Source organism: Paenibacillus sp. SAF-068 (genome assembly GCF_051967555.1).
In the GTDB taxonomy this organism is placed as follows: domain Bacteria; phylum Bacillota; class Bacilli; order Paenibacillales; family Paenibacillaceae; genus Paenibacillus.
Window position 1 is genome coordinate 651,925 of record NZ_JBQCJX010000001.1, and the last position, 20,357, is coordinate 672,281.

General features: G+C 47.4%; 21 protein-coding genes. 12 read left to right on the plus strand and 9 right to left on the minus strand.

The annotated features are described in order from the left end of the window. Nucleotides 1-28: 28 nt before the first annotated feature. Entirely contained in the window at nt 29-1,789 is a 1,761-nt protein-coding gene (locus ACTHPG_RS02760; RefSeq protein WP_440387575.1) for a sensor histidine kinase, read from the minus strand. Beyond that, nucleotides 1,786-2,547, minus strand: a complete 762-nt coding sequence (locus tag ACTHPG_RS02765) for a response regulator transcription factor (protein ID WP_440387576.1) — start codon at nt 2,545-2,547, stop codon at nt 1,786-1,788. Before ACTHPG_RS02765 ends, ACTHPG_RS02760 begins: the two co-directional genes overlap by 4 nt. Nucleotides 2,548-2,768: 221 nt before the next feature. Between ACTHPG_RS02765 and ACTHPG_RS02770 the strand changes: the two genes are divergently transcribed. Together ACTHPG_RS02770 and ACTHPG_RS02775 are read left to right on the plus strand one after the other, a co-directional pair. Continuing rightward, nucleotides 2,769-3,869 carry a M23 family metallopeptidase gene (locus ACTHPG_RS02770; RefSeq protein ID WP_440387577.1) on the plus strand — a complete coding sequence of 367 codons (1,101 nt, stop codon included), beginning with the start codon at nt 2,769-2,771 and terminating at the stop codon, nt 3,867-3,869. Between the two features lie 107 nt (nt 3,870-3,976). After that, complete coding sequence (locus ACTHPG_RS02775; RefSeq protein ID WP_440387578.1) at nt 3,977-4,480, plus strand: N-acetyltransferase family protein; 504 nt, start codon at nt 3,977-3,979, stop codon at nt 4,478-4,480. Between the two features lie 114 nt (nt 4,481-4,594). On the opposite strand, the gene ACTHPG_RS02780 is transcribed toward ACTHPG_RS02775, so the two are convergent. After that, nucleotides 4,595-5,086, minus strand: coding sequence for a DinB family protein (locus tag ACTHPG_RS02780; protein WP_440387579.1), 492 nt, complete (start codon nt 5,084-5,086; stop codon nt 4,595-4,597). A gap of 286 nt (nt 5,087-5,372) precedes the next feature. Between ACTHPG_RS02780 and ACTHPG_RS02785 the strand changes: the two genes are divergently transcribed. The 10 genes from ACTHPG_RS02785 (at nt 5,373) to ACTHPG_RS02830 (ending at nt 15,337) form a co-directional block, all read left to right on the plus strand. Beyond that, entirely contained in the window at nt 5,373-5,792 is a 420-nt protein-coding gene (locus ACTHPG_RS02785; RefSeq protein WP_440387580.1) for a hypothetical protein, read from the plus strand. Beyond that, entirely contained in the window at nt 5,789-7,078 is a 1,290-nt protein-coding gene (locus ACTHPG_RS02790; protein WP_440387581.1) for an ammonium transporter, read from the plus strand. Before ACTHPG_RS02785 ends, ACTHPG_RS02790 begins: the two co-directional genes overlap by 4 nt. A 419-nt stretch (nt 7,079-7,497) precedes the next feature. Further along, on the plus strand, nt 7,498-8,439 hold the full coding sequence (locus tag ACTHPG_RS02795; protein WP_440387583.1) for a DUF1963 domain-containing protein: 942 nt from the start codon (nt 7,498-7,500) through the stop codon (nt 8,437-8,439). Between the two features lie 175 nt (nt 8,440-8,614). After that, entirely contained in the window at nt 8,615-9,082 is a 468-nt protein-coding gene (locus ACTHPG_RS02800) for a DinB family protein (RefSeq protein ID WP_440387585.1), read from the plus strand. Between the two features lie 107 nt (nt 9,083-9,189). Beyond that, the gene (locus ACTHPG_RS02805) at nt 9,190-10,146 is read left to right on the plus strand and encodes an aminoglycoside phosphotransferase family protein (RefSeq protein WP_440387586.1); all 957 of its coding nucleotides are present in this window, start codon (nt 9,190-9,192) and stop codon (nt 10,144-10,146) included. Nucleotides 10,147-10,172: 26 nt separating this feature from the next. Beyond that, complete coding sequence (locus tag ACTHPG_RS02810) at nt 10,173-10,877, plus strand: response regulator transcription factor (RefSeq protein ID WP_440387587.1); 705 nt, start codon at nt 10,173-10,175, stop codon at nt 10,875-10,877. Between the two features lie 55 nt (nt 10,878-10,932). Then, nucleotides 10,933-12,054: a sensor histidine kinase gene (locus ACTHPG_RS02815; protein ID WP_440387588.1), complete on the plus strand. Its 1,122-nt coding sequence runs from the start codon at nt 10,933-10,935 to the stop codon at nt 12,052-12,054. Nucleotides 12,055-12,163: 109 nt separating this feature from the next. Continuing rightward, complete coding sequence (locus tag ACTHPG_RS02820; RefSeq protein WP_440387590.1) at nt 12,164-12,811, plus strand: HAMP domain-containing protein; 648 nt, start codon at nt 12,164-12,166, stop codon at nt 12,809-12,811. Further along, nucleotides 12,805-14,673: a transglycosylase domain-containing protein gene (locus tag ACTHPG_RS02825; RefSeq protein WP_440387591.1), complete on the plus strand. Its 1,869-nt coding sequence runs from the start codon at nt 12,805-12,807 to the stop codon at nt 14,671-14,673. The genes ACTHPG_RS02820 and ACTHPG_RS02825 overlap by 7 nt, the downstream gene beginning before the upstream one ends. Nucleotides 14,674-14,785: 112 nt before the next feature. Continuing rightward, nucleotides 14,786-15,337, plus strand: coding sequence for a DUF2569 family protein (locus ACTHPG_RS02830; RefSeq protein ID WP_440387592.1), 552 nt, complete (start codon nt 14,786-14,788; stop codon nt 15,335-15,337). 102 nt (nt 15,338-15,439) lie between these two features. On the opposite strand, the gene ACTHPG_RS02835 is transcribed toward ACTHPG_RS02830, so the two are convergent. From ACTHPG_RS02835 to ACTHPG_RS02860, 6 genes are all read right to left on the minus strand, one after another. Beyond that, a complete protein-coding gene (locus ACTHPG_RS02835; RefSeq protein ID WP_440387593.1) occupies nt 15,440-15,898 on the minus strand; it encodes a threonine/serine exporter family protein in 459 nt (152 codons plus the stop codon). An 18-nt stretch (nt 15,899-15,916) separates the two neighbouring features. Then, nucleotides 15,917-16,678, minus strand: coding sequence for a threonine/serine exporter family protein (locus ACTHPG_RS02840; RefSeq protein WP_440390105.1), 762 nt, complete (start codon nt 16,676-16,678; stop codon nt 15,917-15,919). A gap of 234 nt (nt 16,679-16,912) precedes the next feature. Beyond that, complete coding sequence (locus ACTHPG_RS02845) at nt 16,913-17,218, minus strand: hypothetical protein (protein ID WP_090894577.1); 306 nt, start codon at nt 17,216-17,218, stop codon at nt 16,913-16,915. 64 nt (nt 17,219-17,282) lie between these two features. Further along, entirely contained in the window at nt 17,283-18,326 is a 1,044-nt protein-coding gene (locus tag ACTHPG_RS02850) for a S66 family peptidase (RefSeq protein ID WP_440387595.1), read from the minus strand. 177 nt (nt 18,327-18,503) lie between these two features. After that, a complete protein-coding gene (locus tag ACTHPG_RS02855; RefSeq protein ID WP_440387597.1) occupies nt 18,504-19,754 on the minus strand; it encodes a DUF4179 domain-containing protein in 1,251 nt (416 codons plus the stop codon). Further along, nucleotides 19,751-20,266, minus strand: a complete 516-nt coding sequence (locus ACTHPG_RS02860) for an RNA polymerase sigma factor (protein ID WP_440387599.1) — start codon at nt 20,264-20,266, stop codon at nt 19,751-19,753. The genes ACTHPG_RS02855 and ACTHPG_RS02860 overlap by 4 nt, the downstream gene beginning before the upstream one ends. Nucleotides 20,267-20,357: the final 91 nt, after the last annotated feature.

The window sequence follows — 20,357 nt, forward strand, 5'->3', positions numbered from 1 at the left end:
CTGAAAATGGAAAGGTCAAGTGGAACATTTAATTGGTTTCGGACGGTCCATCCCATATTAAACGAATGATCGTTCCTTCACCAGGGGTGGACTGTACCTCAATACGACCATTCATGGCTTCGATCAAACCTTTGGTTACCGCCATGCCCAGCCCTGAACCAACGTCTGAAGTACCTGTATCTGTACCGCGATAGTATCGTTCAAATAACTTCCATACCGTCTCGGGATCCATGCCTCGTCCATTATCGGCAAACTGAATGCTGAATGCATCTGTGTGTTCACCAGAATGCACACTGACAACCAGGGTGGACTCGGGCGGATTATGAAGAAGGGCATTGGCGGTCAGATTATCCACAATTCGTTCAAACGAAGGAATATGGACAAGTCCATACACAGGCACTTCGGAAGGTTGGAATATGATGCGACCTTCCCCATAAGCCGGGTTTCGTTCAGCGCGCTGGATCAAATCACGGAGTAACGTATTTACGTCAGTCTCTTCCACCACAGGTTGATATCCCCCACTGCGTAATCGATAGGTCATGGCAAGGTCGTTGACAAGCCTGTCCATATACATGGATTTATCGAGCATAATGCCTGCAAATTCCCTGACTTCTTCCACGGTCCAGCTGTATTTATCCGCCTCAAGCATATGAGCATATCCCTGAATGGAGGAGAGGGGTGTCTTCAGGTCATGTGTTATGCCAGCAATCCACTCCTCCCGCAGAGAATCGGTCTGTTTCCGAAGTTCTTCATCTTGCTTCAGAGTGTGAGACAGGGCCTGCATGGAGCGAAGCACTTCAGCATACACGTTGTATTTTCGCTTCCACTTTCCATTACGACGCTGACTGCGAGGTACTCCGAAGGCTCCGGTAGGTTCCTCGTAATGTCCTCGCTCCAGACGCTGTAACCATTGGAGCATATGCAGCATGGGCGAGCCGAAGCGGTTGGCATACCAGAAGGCAAGCAAAATGAGCAGAATGATGATGGACAAGATCAATACAATTAATGCCGGTTCCAGAATAAAATTGTAGGGGTTTTGATTTCCGGTCGCCAATGGATCATTAGGTATGCTAATCAGCCAGGTAGCTTCATTCTGTTCGTCGTACCACGTTGCAACAGACATACCTGATCGACTGGGATAGCGAACTTGCAGAACAAGTTCCTGAATGGTGTATTCGCTAGGTACGCCCATGGCCGGTTTGTTATAGGAGGAGAGTTCGCTTCCTGATGCGTCCAATACTTGAAGATAAGCATTGGCGGTACGAAGGGCCTCCTGTTGGTCGGGCTGAAGATCAAGTTTTCCGTTGGTGAAAGCAAGGTCTGAACGAATGTTATTCATTAAGGACTTAGCAGGGTTACTCTCGCCATATAACAAGGTGAATTCCTTCCCATTTTTCTCCCGGATCAGCATCACAATCTGATAAGGGAACGGCTTCTGGCTTTCCCAGTATGCAATCAATTCCCCTGGTTTATAGTGAGTGGGGACATCAGCAGGTGTGTGATATTCATCAATGGCGTAACCTTGTTCATCCAGAACCTGGAGCCAACCTTTATTTTTATCCACTTGTTTCAGCAATTCGGGGTCATATCGGATCGTATTATCTGGCAGAATCTCTGCTGTATTAATCAATTGGTCCAGACCATTAACAGCAAAATCATCCACCAGATTCACTTCATTTACCTTTTGCACGACCCAGTAGGTAGCTACAGACCCAAGCAGGATGATAAGAACGACTGCACCAGCAAGCATCCCGATAAACCGGGTCATTAATTTGCGACGAATACTCATGGGCGTGACACATGTTCCGGCTGAATGAGCTTGTATCCCAGACCTCGGACGTTAACGAGATACACTGGATTGGAAGGATCAGCTTCAATGCGCTCCCGAATGCGGTGAATATGAACCATCACGGTATTGTCATCACTAATGGCTTCTGAGCCCCAGACCCGCTCATATAGATCAGACTTGGTGAAGATGCGATTGGGATGTTTGCAGAAAAAGAGCAGCAGTTGAAACACAAGCGCCGGACAGGATACGGATTCTCCTTCAACTCGAAGCTCACCAGCCCATTCCAGCACCTGGAATCGTCCAAAGTCGTACATGCCTTCCGGCATGCTGGGAGATGACGTATTTACGTTGGATGAGCTGTGATCCGAGATTGCTACTGTTTTTAAAGGTAAATAACGCTTCAGTAATGATTTAATTCGAGCAACGACTTCCAGCGGATTGAAGGGTTTGGGGACATAGTCGTCGCCACCAACGGCGAATCCCGTTAATTTGTCATAATCGGTTGTTTTGGCTGTCAGAAACAGGATGGGCGCATCGGTGACCTGACGTAGAAAAGGACAGATCTCCAGTCCGCTTTTGCCGGGAAGCATGATGTCGAGCACGATGCAATGGTACGTTTTGTTGTTGCAGGCCTCAATGGCAGCTTCACCTGTTGTTACGGTGTCAATATCGAGAAACTGTTCTTTGAGCAGAACGGTTTTGAGCATATGCAGAATAGCTTGTTCATCATCCACAAGCAGTATTGAGACGTTATCCATAGTTAGAAAATGACCTCCTGATGCTTCCATTGTGTTTATTGGTAATCATACCATCCTATGGGGCTGTATAGCGTACACGCTATCTTAACGGAATCTTAATTATGCAGGCTAAGAAGACATGGTGAGTTTAACTACTGGTAAGTTGGGGTTAGACGAAGGATAAGACTCATTCTGTACACTTAACTGGAAAGTATAATGAATTAGCAGAAGGGATGTTGAAAATGAACAGGGAAGGTCATGTGAAAACAGAGCAACAGACACATCAGATCGTTAAGCATAGGAAAGGTTGGAAGGTAATCGCAATTACCGTTGGAGCTTGCGTGATATTGTCTGCTTGCGGCAATGGTAAATCCATTACTTCCGACCAGGCGGAGCAGCAGTCAGCCGAACAGGCATCCAATAATGAAGCGAGCGAGAACTCCAATCAGGAGCAGAACTCAAGTTCAGAGGTGAGCGCAGTGGTTACACCGGACAATTTAATAGATACGTTGATGAAGGGTTCCATTGAAGATATTTACCGTCAGTTTAGTCCTCAGATGAAGGAAGCGATCACACTTGAAAAGCTTAAGACGTCTGCTGACGAGTTCCTGGAGGGAGTAACTTCCCTGGATCAAGTGTTCGCAGCTGAGATGAACAATCTGACCGAGTTCGCCTGGAAGGATCAAACAGGGACAAAAGGGATTCGAGCCTATTTTACCGAGGCCAATCAGATTGATGGTCTGTTGATCCAGCCGCTGGAAACGCATGAGGATACAGATCAAAAATTCACCAAAACCGAATTCCATTTCCCTTTAAAGGGTGAATGGTATGTGTTCTGGGGAGGCAACGATGTGATGTCGAACTATCATTATGAGCATGAAACGCAGCGGTATGCACTGGATATCGTACGGACAAAAGAACAATCCAGTTATCAAGGTGATGCAACGGTAAATGAAAACTACTATGCTTTTGGTGAACCGCTCTATGCAGCTGCGGATGGAAAGGTTGTCGACATCAAGAACGATATACCGGACAATGTACCGGGTGTCATGAATCCGGAAGAGCCGGCGGGGAACTATGTGGTGATCGACCATGGAAATGGGGAGTACAGCATCACAGGGCATATCAAAGAAGGTAGTGTTGCAGTCCAAAAAGGAGATAAGCTCAAGCAGGGAGACTTGATCGGTGAGCTTGGTAATTCAGGGAACTCCAGTGAAGCTCATCTGCATTTCCAAGTGTCTGATGGTGCGGATCTGTTCACATCGCGCTCCATTAACATTCGTTGGGTAGACCAGAGTCAGCAGTTAACGCGTGGCAACACAATACAGGGACTCCCAGAGTGAGGATTGAGTAACTCTCTGTCAGCATGTTGGGGATGACGAAGACTTCTACTTTCCATTATAATATCCTCTATGAGAATAGAACGATCTGGAATGATGGAGGAATAGCGATGAAGCTGGAAGATGTGCAGATTGAATATGCGCGCCTGGAGGACTTGCCGAGGATAGTAGAAATTTATAATTCCACCATTGAGAGCCGTATGGTCACTGCGGACTTGGAGCCGGTGACGGTGGAGCAACGTATGACCTGGTTCGAGGACCATTCACCGAAACATCGTCCGCTTTGGGTGATGAAGCAGGCAGGGCATGTGGTGGCTTGGGCAAGTCTCAGCTCGTTCTATGGACGCCCTGCGTATAATGGAACGGTGGAAGTCAGTGTATACGTGGATCATCAATGTCGCGGAATCGGGGCTGGCGGACGGTTGCTCGAAACCATATTTGCGGCGTGTCCTGCACTGGGCATTACGACCATTCTCGGATTTGTCTTCGGGCATAACGAACCGAGTCTGGGGTTGTTGCGCAAGCATGGTTTTGAACAGTGGGGATATTATCCCGAAGTGGCCGTGCTGGATGGCGTGAATAGAGATCTGGCGATATTGGGCAAAAAAATATAAGTGTCGTTCTTATTCGTGAGATAAGAACATGGAAAACCTCCAATCTAAGTAATAGGATTGGAGGTTTTTTTGTCGTTCGAATATCGTGCTCTCTATGAGAAATGGAGGTGCTATTTATACACCAAGCTGATGTTTAATCCCTTGGATCTGTCCCAGGTGACGCTCCTCATGATAACTTGCAAAGTCAATCCATTGGATCAGATCCATCTCACCGAATACGGGATGTGGGAAGGACTTGCTGCGCAGCAGGTCAGGGTCATGATCCAATGCAAAGTTATTTAGCGCTTGGTGGGATTCGTCCAGATCATTGCGTACATGTGCGAGTGCCTCAGGCGTTGCTGGAGGCTGAAGATGGGGCGGTGCATCAATGGAGCGGCTGCGGTCCAACGATAATTCATATGGTTTTTTGTCCACAGATGTAGTCTGGTTCTTCTCTAGCGCAAAGCGGGCTTGCTGACCGATTACATTCTCCATCAGATTCAAATGACGCAGAACTTGCAGGATACTCCATTGTTCGGGTGAAGGTTTCCGGTTCAATTGTTCTTCGTCTAATCCGGAGATGGCATCCCAAATCTGATTACGTATATCGTCATTACGAGTAAACATTGTACAATCTCTCCCTATCAGTGGATTCTGTGATGATATTGGCTGTGTATGTCCATTACCCAAAACGTGGATGCTTACTCTATAAGCAGAGTAATTGGAATAAGTAAGTGTGAAAATTAGCGACTATTAACCTTGTTAGATGAATTTATAATGAAATAAAAAAAGCCATTCTCGATGATCGGTTTATTTCAAAAAAGTACCAACTCCAAAAAAAGATTGACGGACAGACCCCGGCAAACTATAATCGGTAACAAGTAACTTCACATGTAAGGAGTCCTGACATGATATGTTAGTGATCGACGAGGTGTATCACCATACAGCATTGCAAATATCATCGTCCGATTTATTGTACCTTATTGAACGGCTGAAGGTCAAAAAAGAAAATGAGATCCAAACGCTCAAGCAGAAGATCGAACAGTTTGAACAAAAGCGTCGAGCGGAAGAGATTGCTTATCAATCATTGTCGACCGTACGCAAATGGTTTGCGGGACGCCCCGCATCCCATCATCAGGCGGTGGAATACATGGTTCAGGTCAAGGAACGTTTTCGCAAAATGGAACAGATTCGCAGACGCATTCGTGAATTGGATCAGATCGCAGAACGAATTAAACATCCGGACAGCATTGAGCGGGACGAGATTGAGCTTGCGCCTGATACAATCCGTGAGCTCAGACAGCTTAGTGAAACGGAGGATGTAGCAACATGACTTTGGAGACGTTAAGCACCGGGATCGACACGGTCTGGGTCGTACTGAGTGCAGCGATGATTTTATTGATGGAGGGTGGATTCGCCCTGCTCGAGGCTGGCTTTGTGCGTTATAAAAATAGTGTGAACATTATTATGAAGGTTTTTGCGGACATTACGATTGGAACATTGTTATTCTATGCCATCGGTTTTGGACTCATGTATGGTTCGGACGTTGGTGGTTTTGCGGGAGTAACGGGATTTTTCCTGAATGGGGATTTGTCTCATCTGGATGTGCCGGTATCTCTGGAGACATTCTGGTTGTTCCAGGCTGCCTTCACCATTGCCGTTATTTCCATCGTTTCAGGAGCGGTAGCCGAACGGATCAACTTCCGTGCTTATCTTCTGTATATCATATTGATGACGGCGATCATCTATCCAATTGGTGGGCACTGGGCATGGGGCGGCGGCTGGCTTAATCAGTTGGGGATGCAGGACTTTGCCGGTTCGGCTGTCATCCATGCGCTTGGCGGATTCTCGGCTCTGGCTGCTGCGATTATCATTGGTCCGCGTAAAGGCAAATACACGCCACTTGGCGTAAGTGCCATTGCACTTCCAAGCAATCTGCCACTGGCATCTGTAGGTGCATTTCTGTTGTGGTTCGGCTGGTTTGGCTTCAATGCGGGTAGTACACTCAGTGCAACGGATGTAAGAATTGGTCACATTGCGATTGTCACGATGTTATCCGCGGCTTCGGGTGGTGCAGTTACGCTGCTGTACACGTTATTCCGCTTCAATCGTTCAGATGCACCATCAGTCATTAACGGTTCGCTTGCGGGACTGGTCGGAATTACGGCAGGCTGTGCTTTTGTTGGTGATGTAGCAGCGATATTCATTGGGGCCGTATCCGGCTTATTGATGATGGCTGCCACCAACTGGCTCGACCGCCGGCAGATTGATGATCCAGTTGGAGCATTCCCGGTGCATGCCGCATCAGGAATGTGGGGCACGATTGCGGTAGGTTTGTTTGCCACGGATGGTGGATTATTCATGGGCGGCGGCTGGAGGTTGCTGGGTGTTCAGGCGCTTGGCCTTACAGCCCTTGTCATCTGGGGATTCGCCATGACCTGGATTGGGTTAAAGCTGATTGGCAAAATTGTGCCTGTACGTTCCACAGAAGAAGAGGAGGATTTGGGTCTGGATATCAGCTATCATGGTGTGATGGCAGCTCATCAAGCCCCCGAATTCCTGGACGGTGAGGAGCATATGCGTGCTTACCAGGAAAATTCTTCTGATCCAAATCGTTAAACGAAAATAATGGGTAAAGAAGTAGACTGACAAGGAGAGTCAGTCTCTTTTTTCTATATAAGTTGAACTACACATTTACACGAGGACGTAGAGGACAGAAAGAACCTGAAGAAGCGAAGCTAAAAGCTTTCTGCAAGAAAGCTGCTTCGGAAGCACACGGTTCGCCTACAAGCTTTCTGCAAGAAAGCTACATCGGAAGCATACGCTATCCCCGGATTTTTACCTTTGCAAAGGTGAATCTAAAAAATTCTGGGGATAACAGCGATCGGAAGGTTGTTCTGTCATCGGAGTGGTAAGTGTAAAATATTCTTAAGTTCAATTTATATAGAAGCAGGGAAAGACGTCCAGGCGGAAGAATATACAGGTGTGAACCTGAATATGTCTCAGCATAGGTGTATTGTCTGAAGGGGAGGATCTATATGATTAAGCCAGAACAATGTGAACGTCTGACCAGAAAAGCCCGTAAAACACTTGAGGAATATGGTTTGGGAGTTGCTGCCGATCTGCTGTTGTCCTCGAGCCGCTGGGGAATTCGTCTCGATGTATCCACACTGGACGAATACCGCAGGACAGGAAACTCACGTGTGGGTGGACATCCGGATTTGCCGAGTCATATGGAATGGCCCGTAACAAAAGAAGGCGTTCCAATGACTTTCCTGGCCCAGTTGAACCTGGTGGATTTGTCGCCGTATACGCCGAATGACGGGCGCGGAACTTTGCCTGAACGTGGAATGTTATACTTTTTCGTTGGCACGGATGAATCGGCTTGTCCCATTGAACATCGTGTGATTTTTGAGCCGAGTTCTCATAACCTCATAAAGCGAGAGCCTGAAGGGAATACCGCGCTGGACGAAGCCCCGTTTGTTGCACATTCGGTGACCGTGCTGCCTAATCTTGAGTTTCCTACATATGCATATATTGATGTCAATGCGCTGAATGAACTCTCGGAGCCACGGCCTGAGACCGATGAAACCGAAGCGGAAGTAAGTCTGTATGACCGATACCTTGAATTTGAGTCGAGCTGGAATCATCCAAGTACGCTGAACTGGGGTGGTATGTTTGGATATCCTGACGGGCAGCATCCGGATGCCGAACATCGGGCCTTGTTACAGATCGCATTGGGTGAAGAGTACGATTATGATGAGCAAGCGTGTGAGAATAAGCTGACCAAGCACTACGGCGGAGATGAGGATCGGACATGGCAGGAACTATCCGATACGCTGCTTCTGTTGAAGATAGATACACATGATGCCATAGGTTTCCAATGGTGGGATTGCGGGGAACTGCAATTTTTCATTCGCAAGTCTGACCTGGAGGCAGGGCGATTCGAGCAAACGTATTGTTCGTTATACTCAAGTTGAGCGATGATTTGAACTCATACAAGCAACAAAATGTCCTGAATCCCGTCTATATGAAGGAGGAAGGACTTTTTTTGTTCGTAGATTGTTAGATTTGGTGTATAGCTCGTTTATATATAGGGAGGGATATCTTGGTTGAAAAGCGATCATATGTTCTGTATAATGGGATGAAAAGGAAGTGTGTCTGTTGATTCAATCTGCGTTCAAACATATTGACGTGGCCGTGACATCGTTGATTGATATATGTGATCAGCTGTCAGAAGAAGATTTGGCCTTGACTCCAATTGAAGGTAAACGGCCTGTTGGAGAACTACTAGCTCATCTGTCTGTGATCTGCCGAGCGGATGTTTATATTTCCGAAGGTGCATCGGAGGAAGAGATGGCTCAATTCTACGCAGAGAATCAGGTGCATTCGCTCCGTGAGATCAAGCAGGCTTTAATTGATAACCAGATGTATCTATATCAACGGTACAGGCAGTTTAACACGGAAGAGTTGCTGCAAGTGACGGATTCGTACTGGGGAGCATCCTATAGTCGGCTGGAGTGGTTGCTTGAGATTATGGGGCATGTATATCATCACAGGGGGCAATTGTATACGATGCTGACCCTGACTGGCAAAGAACCCGAATCAGTGCTTTTTAAATAGAAATGATTACAATACATATAAACATGTTATGGGAAACATCATGGGTTGAAACGGGAATAGACCGACGATACTACACGCTATACGTGAAATAACGGAGGATTCGGGACGTGGAACAACACAATACATGGCGTACATCGATGGATAATACGTTGATTGACAGGTTAAAACAGATTCCTGAACTTGGTCAGGCTACACGGATTGAACCGATTATGAAGGGTTATTCAGCGGATGCTAAATTCAAAATGTTTGTCCCTGGCTATGGCCATGTGTTGGTAAGGGTATATGATGTTGCTGAGGAATGGACGAAGCAAAAGGAATATCAATGCTTGAAGAGCATGCAACAATTAGGTGTACTGTGTCCGGCAACGTTGGGCACAGGTAGATTGGATGAGAAGAAAGGATATATGATTCTTAGCTACATCGAAGGCGAAGATGCTTCCGAGAGACTGCCTCAACTGAATGAACAGCAACAGTGGGCCGTTGGCTTGGAAGCAGGAGCGCAGTTACAGCTGATTCACCAGTTGCCGATGGAGGAACAGACCGAATCATGGTACATACGCAAGAGCACGAAGCATCAACGTTACGTGGAGCGCTATAAACAGTGCCCTATCGTGATGAAAGAGGATCAGGCTATTCTAACGTTTATCGCAGACCATCTCGGTTGGATGAAAAATCGTCCGGATGGATTTCAGCATGATGACTTCCACCCGAGCAATCTTGTGGTTAAGCAGGATAAGCTCGCAGGAGTAATTGATTTTAATCGTTATGATCAAGGTGATCCCATTCATGAATTTTTGAAGGTGGGTTTGTTTGCTTCGGAGATCAGTATTCCATATTCCATAGGTCAGATTCAGGGCTATTTCGATGACCATGAACCGGATGAGTTATTCTGGAGATTGTATTCGCTGTATATGGCTATGGCGCTGGTGTCTTCTGTGGTATGGATTCAGCAGGTGAAGCCAGAAGAGACACATGAGATGATGAACAAGATTGAGCGTGTCCGTGAAGATCACGATGATTTTCGCAGTTTCATCCCTCGGTGGTATACTTTGAACAGATCGTGAATTATGGAAGGGAAAGGAATAATGCCGTGGCACAGCCAGCAACCATTCTGCTTGTGGATGATGAGCAGGAGATTATTAAACTGATGGAAATTTATTTTGGCAACGAGGGTTATCGGATTCTCACTGCGAATGATGGGCTTGAAGCACTGGAACAACTGAAAAAAGAGTCAATCGATCTCATTATTCTGGATGTCATGATGCCGAATATGGACGGAATTGAAGCTTGTATGAAAATTCGGGAAGAGCAGAAAATGCCGATCATTATGCTGTCTGCCAAAAGTATGGATATGGATAAAATCACCGGACTAAGCATCGGTGCTGATGATTATGTGACCAAACCGTTTAACCCCCTTGAACTTGTCGCACGGGCGAAATCCCAGCTACGCAGGTATCATACCTTCAATGAAGGTCGGGAGAACAAGGAGCACGAGTGGATTATTGATGATCTGGTCATTAATACCGATACACATGAAGTCTGGGTGGATGAGCAGCCGGTTCGTCTGACTCCGCGTGAATTTGCTGTTCTCGAATTACTGGCACGCCATCAGGGTTCAGTACTCAGTATGGAACAGATCTATCGCCAGGTCTGGAAGGAAGAATTCATGGAGTCGAACAATACAGTCATGGTGCATATTCGCAAAATTCGTGAGAAAATTGAACTTGATAGCAAACATCCCAAGTTCATTCAGACCGTATGGGGTGTTGGTTACAAGATGATCAAACCGCAATAAACATGTACATCGACAAGAAGTCATGTGACATGAACACAGGCAGGGAGTTCCGACTATGAATTCAAAGCTGATTAATACAGTTCGATGGAAATTTATCTATGCATTTCTGCTGAGTGGCATATTAACCGCAGTTATTTTGTACGGGGGCAGTCAGGTAGGGCAGACCATCCTGGAATCTCAGACGTATCCGAATTATTCCATTCCGGCCCAAGGGATCAGGTGGTTGGTGAATCATATCGGTTCGGGGCCTTTGATGATTGTGGTAGGCGTGCTCAGTTTTGTGCTGTTTTTTTTCTTGTTCTCTCGTAAGGTGATGCGGGTTCTGGATGAAATAACGGCAGGTATTCAGGAAGTTGCCAAAGGAGAGTTATCCCATCGTATCGAAGTGAAAACCTCGGATGAATTCGGAGTGGTTGCTGCAAGCATTAATCAGATGGCTGAACAATTGCAGTTATCGCTTCAGGAAGAACGTAATGCAGTTGCTGCCAAAAATGATCTGATTACAGGGATATCACATGATCTGAGAACACCGCTCACTTCTATTCTGGGATTTCTGGAGTACATCGAGAAGGATCGCTACCAGAATGAGATTGAGATGCGCTATTACGTTAGCATCGCCTATGAGAAATCCCTGACTCTTCGTAAGTTGATTGATGACTTGTTCGAATATACGCGTGTGAGTGGCGGGAGTCTTCCGTTGTCTTTGGAAGCGTTAAACCTGAATTCGTTTCTGATGCAGCTGGCTGAAGAGTTTGCTCCCATGCTGGAGGATGCGGGCATGACCTACAAGATCATCGGCGGGCAAGAGCCACTATGGATACAAGCTGCTCCGGGGGAACTTGTAAGAGCGTATGAGAATCTGTTCAGCAATGCCATTCGGTATGGTTCGCAAGGTAAACTCATGGAGATTGGGTTGGCTCTTGAAGGTCAAGAGGCTGTAGTCCGTATCAGTAATTATGGTGAACCGATTCCGGCACAAGATCTGCCCCATCTATTTGATCGATTCTATCGTGTGGATAAATCCCGTTCCCGTGAAACGGGAGGTACCGGTCTCGGGCTCGCAATTGCCAAATCGATGATTGAATTGCATCAAGGAAGTATTGTTGCTTACAGTGAAAATGGCAGAACTGATTTTGTTACCCGATTCCCTGTAACTGCTGCTCCGCCAAGTAATTAATCAGAGTAGTCATAATTAAGGATTTGCTAAGAAGTTAACTACTTCCTCATTAAGAAATATTCGGTATGCTACCTCTATTAACAATTTTTTATAGAGGAGGATACCGAATATGAAGAACCGATTCAGTACTGTAAGACTAGGATACATATACATTGGAGGAGCAAGCGCGTTACTGAGCGCAGCGCTCCTTTTTGTCGTTTATCACGTGCTGCGATTTGCGCATCGGCATGTCCTTCCGGATACCGCATGGATAACAGGTATGATGAACTGGGGAATCAACCATATCGGAACAAAGCCGTTCTTCCTTTTCATTGGTGGAGCTGTGTTTGCGATCTTTTTCTGGATTCGAACCCAGCAGATTGCGGAAGATCTCAGTCAACTTGCGCGCGGAACAGCCGAACTTGCATTGGGCCAGAATCCTGGAAGAATTGATGTTCTAAGTGGTGGTGAACTGCGACAGATTGCTGCGAATCTGAATACGATTGCTGTTCTTCTGCATGAGGGAGAAGACAAGGAGAATGCTCAGGCTGGTTCTACGCTGGTTGATTTACCGATAAAACTCACTCTCTACGGTATTCAATCTTCTCTGGATGAGATCATTCAAGGGCGGTGTCAGGACGAGACGGAAGTTCAACATTGGGTCAAGTTGGCGTACGAACAGACATTGCTGCTCCATCAAGCTCTGGAGATTACACAACGAGATAGACAGGAACACGAAGTTTCAATTGAACGGATACACAAGGAGCCTGAATGTTGAAGCACGGGAGCAAGCGATGGTTATATTACGTATTCGATGCAGCTGTGGTTGTCGTTTTGATGTTGACCTTTTTCTATCTCTATCTGATTACTTATGGCGAAGGAATGCTTCGCCATCGTCCCGAGGCTATGCAGGTGGCCGCTTCAACCATTATTACGAATGCAGAGGGGACCGAAATTTCGAGGTTGCTTACGCAGACCAAAGGGTATTCCGAATATGCTGATCTGAACGCCATGCCGGATTTATTAAAGAAGGCTTTTTTGGCTACAGAAGATCGACGTTTCTACAACCATGATGGACTGGATTACATCGGACTCGGCAGGGCCATTGTGCAAGACATTATACATATGAATCTGGGTCAGGGTGGAAGTTCCATCACGCAGCAACTGGCAAGGAATCTGTATTTGAATGGGAATAAAACGTTAAGTCGAAAGGTGAATGAGATATCGATTGCGATGGCCCTGGAGAAGAAATACAGCAAGGATGAAATTCTGGAGATGTATCTGAATCAGATCTACATGGGGCGTCAGCAGTATGGTGTAAAGGCGGCAGCCTGGCGGTATTTTGGCATTAAGGATATGCACCAGTTGGAACTATGGCAGATGGCTACATTGGCCGGAATGCCCAATGGTCCATCCCTATACAATCCAGTAGATCATCCTGAACTTTCCAAACAAAGACGTGCCGTTATCCTTGGACTCATGCATAAACAGGGACGAATTACACGAAAGCAGATGCTCGAAGCGCGGAGCGTCGATTACACGCCTCCTGAAACGATGTCAAATACAGCAAATTCACCGGGCTTGAGCGAGCCGGGATATGTGTCTGCCGTGGATGCTGTGATTCAGGAGGCTTCTCGGCTCACAGGCAGAAGTGAAGCGGAGATTCAATCGGCAGGCTGGGTTATTCAAACCGGGCTAGACCAACAGGCGCAACTGGCGATGGAAGACACATTTGCGGACACTACCCGATTCCCCGATGATCGCCACGACGAACTGGTTCAGGCAAGTATGGTGATTATCGACCAACATAATGGTGAAGTGAAAGCGATGATGGGTGGACGCAATCCCTTGAAAGGGGACATCAACCGGGCGATTATGGATGCGAGGCAGCCAGGCTCTTCTTTCAAACCGATTATTGCATATGGCCCTGCGTTGGAGTTGGGGAAGTTCAAGCCAGAGAGCATACTGCCGGATAAACGCATGAGTTATGGCAACTATCAGCCCAGCAATCTGGGTGGGCGTTACAGCGGTTCAATATCGATGTCCCAGGCCCTGCAAAAGTCCATCAATGCCCCAGCCGTATGGCTGCTTCATGAAACCGGACTGAAATACGCACATCAATTTGCCGCACGGCTCGGTATTGAACTGGGGCAAGAAGATCTAAACCTCTCGATTGCCTTGGGAGGTGTGCATCAGGGGGTGTCTCCAATGAAGATGGCGCAGGCTTATACCGTGTTTGCGAATAATGGAAAGTTGAATACAGCCCATCTTATACGCAAGATTACAGATTCCCATGGACGAACAATATATGCTCATAAGTCGGAAAATAAGCAGGTAATCTCCTCTGGCACGGCGAATGACATGACCAGAATGCTGCAAAATGTAGTCAGTCAGGGAACAGGAAGTCGGGCACAGTTAGGTCAGCACAAGGTAGCGGGTAAAACGGGAACAACACAGGCAGCATTACCTGGTGTGGGAAGGGAGGCCAATCGGGATCTGTGGTTTGTAGGCTATACGAGTAACTGGACTGCGGCAGTCTGGATGGGATTTGATCATACGGATGCAGAACATTATATGAGATCAGGAAGTGGTATTGCAGCTGATTTGTTTGGAGCAGTAATGAAACGTGCGATGCGATAAACGTCTAAACAAGGAGATCATAGGCCAGATGCTCCGTTCATCCTCTAAAGTACACCGAATCCAGATTTTAATGTATAATATGTTTTCTTATCCAGTGTACAAGGAGGTTGAAATGGAACGTAGATATAGTGACTCGGATACAGATATGGATATGAACTCGCTGCAACCCAAAACCGGTATCAGACCGGAACGGCCCGGTATCTCCGGCTTGGGCGGATGGCTTATACTGATTCAGATCAGTCTTTGGCTTGCGCTGGTGTTTCTCATCTCGGATGTATCGCAGGTGAATGTCATCATGGACCCTGCCAGATGGGAAGTTGACCGTGGTGTCGATCCTCAGATTTACACGGAGATGATCCGTCCACTCCTGTGGTTTGGTTTCATAAGCAGTACCATTCTATTGATCATCGTTATCGTGAATCTCACACTTCTATATAGGCGGAAGAGACAGTTTCCACGTATGATGATGGTGATGTACATGATGAATGTGATCATAAGCATCGTGACCTGGATTCTGATTGCGCGAAATGAAATCCCAAGAGATCAGCATGTGCTTGATGCAACTCCGGCTTTTCAGCTGATCGTACGATCCATTCTGACGTGCTGTATCTTCATCCCGTATTTCCTGAAGTCGGTACGTGTGAAGAATACGTTCGTGAAGTAAAAAGAATAGATTGAAAAAAAGTGATACGTAAGGCCCGCTGGCATACAGGAGTTCATCCTGTGTGCTAACGGGCCTTACGTGTGTTACATATGTAAAAACTAATCATTTCGATGATGATTTGATCCGGATCGAGGCGGGAATTCGGCGTATCATCTGGTTTAATACCTCGGATAGCACCAGGCCTACGGCAATGGCACCGGATAACATGAGTGCCTTGGCGGCCATCTCCATGGCGGCACTATAGTCATTTTGCACAAAACTCCGCATCGCATTATACGCCAGCCCACCAGGAACCAGAGGAATGATGCCTGCGACGCTGAAGATGATGACGGGTGCACGAAACATGCGAGAGAATACCTGGCTGATGACACCTACGGCTATGGTCGCTGCAAGTGTAGCAGGCACTGCATCTGCAGCATATTCAAGCACGATATAGATGATCCAGCCGATCATGCCGACAAATCCACCGTGAAGCAACATGCGCCGTGGTGCGTTGAAGATGATCCCGAATGCGGCTGAAGCGACAAAACTGGTTAAGGCTTGTTCAATAAAATGGAGCATATCCTGCATTCCTCCGTCTTACATAAAAAGTGAAAATACAACTGCAATGCCGGTACCTATGGCAAAGGCGGTCAGAAATGCCTCGGCTCCTTTGGATAATCCCGAGACGAGATGTCCGGCCATCAGGTCACGTACAGCATTGGTAATCAGCAGCCCCGGAACCAGCGGCATAACCGAACCAATAATAATTTTGTCCCGTTCATGCCCGACTCCCATATAGATCAGGAGAAAAGCGAGTATGCCAATAACAAAGGATGCCGTAAGCTCGGCAAAAAATTTGACTCGTACCAACCGGTGAAAAGCAATAACGGCTGCATAACCTGTACCCCCGCAGATCAGCGCAGGAAGAAAGTCGCTCCAGCCCCCGCCAAACATAATGGTAAAACAACCACTGGATAACGCTGCGGCCGTAAGCTGCACAGCCGTAGAATAGGAGGAAGGCTTGCCTTCGATCTGTACCAACAGATCATGGGCTTCCTGAACAGTAAGTTCCCCTTGTCCGATGCGGCGGGAGACCGCATTCACCTCGGATACCTTGTCCAGATCCGTCGTACGCTCGGAGATACGAATCAGCTTGGCGGGTTCGGTTGCATTAACAGAGAAGAAGATGCCTGTCGGCACAACGTAACTGTGCGAGTGGGGTAAACCCAGCGCTGCGGCCATGCGTTTCATGGTATCTTCCACACGGTAGGTCTCACCGCCGCTTTGCAGCATGATTTTGCCTGCGAGCAGACAGATGGCAATCACGCGGGATTGTTCAGTAGGGTTGCTGCCAATCATCCCCGTCTCGACTTGTGATACGGGTGATGAATCAAGACGTATGTATTCCAACCGGATCAAGCTCCGTTTCATAAGTGATATGGGGTGGTGCGACACCATTGTATCATATTTCACACGCTTGCAAGGAATCATACCGCACCATCCCCAAGACCATAAAAAAGCCTCGTTCCCAAGACTTGAAGATCTCAGGAGCGAAGCTTCGTGGAACAGGTTCGGATTAGGGGCACAATACCACTACATCAACAGTGTGATAACCAACAATTCATACAGCACCAGCGGCAAAATCGTGGGTCCAAACAAGGCGCGCGGTTCAGGGTATCCATGCATCGGAGTAACCTGAAGATACAAAATCCCCCGGTCTGCACTGATGATGACACCTTCCCACACTTGACCATCGATATTCTGGACTTGTACCTTCTTGCCTATGTGCTGCCGGGCTGTATGATGAAGCATATTCCGCACACTTTGCACGGATTGAAGCATCGGTTGATTGGCTTGATACACGACACGCGCGGATGGCGTGGATGTGGATTCAGACATGATGCACAACCCTTCCTCAAAATAAGTTCTTACTTCAAGGTATGCATCTGCCTATAAAAGGTGATTACACAAACGCCATGTCAAGGCTCCCGCGTCCATGTTCATAAGCCACTTTGCCCAATGCTCCATTCACAAAGGTGAGCTGGGGCGGCATATGACCGAGATCCACATCGTACAGTACAGGAACATCCAGATCCCCAAGTGCAGCGGATAGGGCATCCGTGAAATTGAAATCCGCTGTATCGGAATAACCCGCAGGCCGGCCGAACATGAACCCTTTCACGCCTGCAAACCAGCCAGCCTGTCTCATCTGCCACAGATGACGATAGATATCCCCGGCGCTCATCTCACAGCTCTCCAGATACCAGAGGTTTCCTTCATCTGCACAGTACTGATCCAAATAGGATTGCACGGGTGCATATGGGGTGCCGATTAGACAGGTGATTGTATCCATACAGCCGCCGATCAGCCGACCGGAGAACGCCACAGCGGTATCTGCATCTTCCGAGTGCCCGAGCTGTTTCCAGCGTGAAGGTGTATCGAGGTTAAATCCAGGCAGTTCCATTTTCCATGCCGATTGATAATGCGTGGAAGACGATTGTGTGATTTGTCCGCCGTAAGGGGTCTGTAATACATCAATCCAGCGCGCGGTCACCGGATCGAGGGCGTTTGATCTTAGATCCACATAATTGGTGCCGTGCGCTGTCGCTGTACCGGTGAGCAGGGTGTATGCGAATAAAAAGGTGCTGATATCCGAATAACCCATGACCCATTTGGGCGGCAATGTGTTCAAAGCTTCCCAATCCAGCAGGGGCAGGATATCCATCAGGAACTCTCCACCCCATGGAGGGATAATGGCCTGAATAGTTGGACTGCGGAAAAATTCATTCATCTCTTCGGCGCGTTCCTCTTTGGAGGCACTCACACATTTGATGTTCTGGCGGAGCGATGGGCTTTCCATCACGCCAAAACCAAGGCGCTCCATATTGCGTTTGCTTTCCTCAAGATAATGGTGCAGGGATTCGCCTACACCGCTGGAGGGGGCTGCCACACCGATTGTATCTCCCGGAGCGAGTGGCTGCGGATAACGGATCGAACGTTGATTCATTGTGGAAACACCCTTTCCTGTTCACATTACTCATCTTCATGAATATTTCCATTATATAGATTAATCCATTTATTGAAAGCATGTTGCGTTTAGATTAAGGGTTCACAGGAATATCCAACGAGAACGGTGACTTGATTTTCATCGGATAGGTGGAGATGTTCATCTTCACTTCCCCTGTCAACTTGGCACCATTTTCAATAGTAGAAGAAACAATCGTATGACTGTCATCCGTCCCATCCCACTACTCCAACTGGAGCCAGGAACTTCATATGATTTCCCTGCACTGTCTGTAACTTCCCTGAAAGCAAGAACGAATCCACCGTCCATCCTGCCAGCAACAGAAAAGTCGATAATTAGATCTTTGCCTTCGACCTTGCTGCCAAGCATCTTCAAACCAGGAGGGCCGCCTGTAATCTGGCGTGATTTCAGATCAAGCACAAGATCCAAATCTTCTTTATCCAATCCGGAGAAGCCGGATCCCTGTAACGTCAGCTTTTTCGGTATGGAGAAGTACATGCTTTCGAAGTAAATGGAGCGTTCATCCTCCCCTGTCGTGGTATCTGTTCTCCATGCGCGACCTTGTTCATCGACCAGTTGAAGATCACTGAGGCCAAATATTTTCTTCGTATTGTTAGGATCAAAATTCACATCCAGCACAAGACGGGTTGGATACAGAGTAGCCTGTTTCACATCAATACGCTGTCCATCCACTGTTAACGTCTGATTCACAGGAATGACTTTTTTCATGCCTTTGGTAAGAGTTTTGTCTACCGGGAACGTCATTTTCCACTCCTCGGTACTTGCTTTATCTCTGGATTTAAACACAACGCTTAGCTCCTCAGGAGGAGAGGCTTCATCTGTGAAAATGACGTCAATCATATTCTCGTGGACATTCTCGTCTGGAGAAGGCGTCGGATAAGCGTAGCTAAATGCAACAGGAAGGTTTTTACCCTTCTCATCCAGCAAATCGATGTCATAGTTGAATTTTTCGGGATCTTTCATACCTTTCATCGTGTAAAAAATAACCATGCGTGACTCGTCTGTAATAATGCCTTCAACGGTCACGGAAGCACCATCATGCTCGTCGGTTACCCCGACTTTCTGTAAGAGGGACTGATCAATCGCCATCATTAATCCCTTGTCCTGGCGAATCATGCTCACAATGCCTTCCATGCCGGGCAATTGCTCCACGAAGGATGCAAAAGCGGGAGAGACACGGATACATCCCGTAAACAGCAGGATGAGGGCTGCTGCCGAGATGGAACTCATGTACCAGCGCAGCCGGGACTTGCGTTTGCGGGCAGCCTGGCGGATTCCGGACTGCACAGCCTGATAGGCAGCATCCGGTACAGGCTTGGTTTCGTACTCCGTCTTGCGCGCATTCAGCCGTTCTTCCAATGCGTCAAATGATTGTTGTTCATCCGTCATGAGGATGCATCTCCTTTCGTTTCAAGTTGATTACGGAGCTGTCCGAGTGCCCGATGTAATCGGGATTTGACGGTTCCGGTCGGGATTTCCAGAATATCGGCGACTTCGGTTAGGGAGAAACCTTCAAAATAACTCAGGATAATAATCTGTTTGCAATCCCGATCCAGGTTGGATACGGCGGCGTCAAGATCGGGGTCCGCAGGACGATCCCAGCTGCTGGGTTCATGAATCGCGGTATCGGGACTGAAACGACTTTTGCGTTTGCGTTCGTCTGCGCAGTAGTTGAGCAGAATGCGGATGAGCCAAGTGCCAAAGTAGGATGGCTCTTTTAATTTTTTGAGTTTACGGAATGCCCGGAAGGTTGATTCCTGAATGGCCTCTAGTGCATCACCTTCGTTGTGCAGGTAGGCATAGGCGATACGGTACAGTCGGCTATGATGCAATTCCATTAAGGCTGCAAAAGCCTCGGCATCCCCTTTTTGTGCGGCGATAGTGAGCTGAGTAGGGGTCACATGGCTCCTCCTTTCGTGGATATGTTGAGTATTAGACTGTGCAAGGCGTCAAACGGTTCTTGTTTTTTGAAAAAATATAATGTATTGCGGT

What these genes read in the sequence shown, in the direction of transcription:
- ACTHPG_RS02760 (WP_440387575.1), bottom strand. Translation starts at nt 1,789, where the DNA reads ATGAGTATTCGTCGCAAATTAATGACCCGGTTTATCGGGATGCTTGCT.
- ACTHPG_RS02765 (WP_440387576.1), bottom strand. Translation starts at nt 2,547, where the DNA reads ATGGATAACGTCTCAATACTGCTTGTGGATGATGAACAAGCTATTCTG.
- ACTHPG_RS02770 (WP_440387577.1), top strand. Translation starts at nt 2,769, where the DNA reads ATGAACAGGGAAGGTCATGTGAAAACAGAGCAACAGACACATCAGATC.
- ACTHPG_RS02775 (WP_440387578.1), top strand. Translation starts at nt 3,977, where the DNA reads ATGAAGCTGGAAGATGTGCAGATTGAATATGCGCGCCTGGAGGACTTG.
- ACTHPG_RS02780 (WP_440387579.1), bottom strand. Translation starts at nt 5,086, where the DNA reads ATGTTTACTCGTAATGACGATATACGTAATCAGATTTGGGATGCCATC.
- ACTHPG_RS02785 (WP_440387580.1), top strand. Translation starts at nt 5,373, where the DNA reads ATGTTAGTGATCGACGAGGTGTATCACCATACAGCATTGCAAATATCA.
- ACTHPG_RS02790 (WP_440387581.1), top strand. Translation starts at nt 5,789, where the DNA reads ATGACTTTGGAGACGTTAAGCACCGGGATCGACACGGTCTGGGTCGTA.
- ACTHPG_RS02795 (WP_440387583.1), top strand. Translation starts at nt 7,498, where the DNA reads ATGATTAAGCCAGAACAATGTGAACGTCTGACCAGAAAAGCCCGTAAA.
- ACTHPG_RS02815 (WP_440387588.1), top strand. Translation starts at nt 10,933, where the DNA reads ATGAATTCAAAGCTGATTAATACAGTTCGATGGAAATTTATCTATGCA.
- ACTHPG_RS02820 (WP_440387590.1), top strand. Translation starts at nt 12,164, where the DNA reads ATGAAGAACCGATTCAGTACTGTAAGACTAGGATACATATACATTGGA.
- ACTHPG_RS02825 (WP_440387591.1), top strand. Translation starts at nt 12,805, where the DNA reads ATGTTGAAGCACGGGAGCAAGCGATGGTTATATTACGTATTCGATGCA.
- ACTHPG_RS02830 (WP_440387592.1), top strand. Translation starts at nt 14,786, where the DNA reads ATGGAACGTAGATATAGTGACTCGGATACAGATATGGATATGAACTCG.
- ACTHPG_RS02835 (WP_440387593.1), bottom strand. Translation starts at nt 15,898, where the DNA reads ATGCTCCATTTTATTGAACAAGCCTTAACCAGTTTTGTCGCTTCAGCC.
- ACTHPG_RS02840 (WP_440390105.1), bottom strand. Translation starts at nt 16,678, where the DNA reads ATGATTGGCAGCAACCCTACTGAACAATCCCGCGTGATTGCCATCTGT.
- ACTHPG_RS02845 (WP_090894577.1), bottom strand. Translation starts at nt 17,218, where the DNA reads ATGTCTGAATCCACATCCACGCCATCCGCGCGTGTCGTGTATCAAGCC.
- ACTHPG_RS02850 (WP_440387595.1), bottom strand. Translation starts at nt 18,326, where the DNA reads ATGAATCAACGTTCGATCCGTTATCCGCAGCCACTCGCTCCGGGAGAT.
- ACTHPG_RS02855 (WP_440387597.1), bottom strand. Translation starts at nt 19,754, where the DNA reads ATGACGGATGAACAACAATCATTTGACGCATTGGAAGAACGGCTGAAT.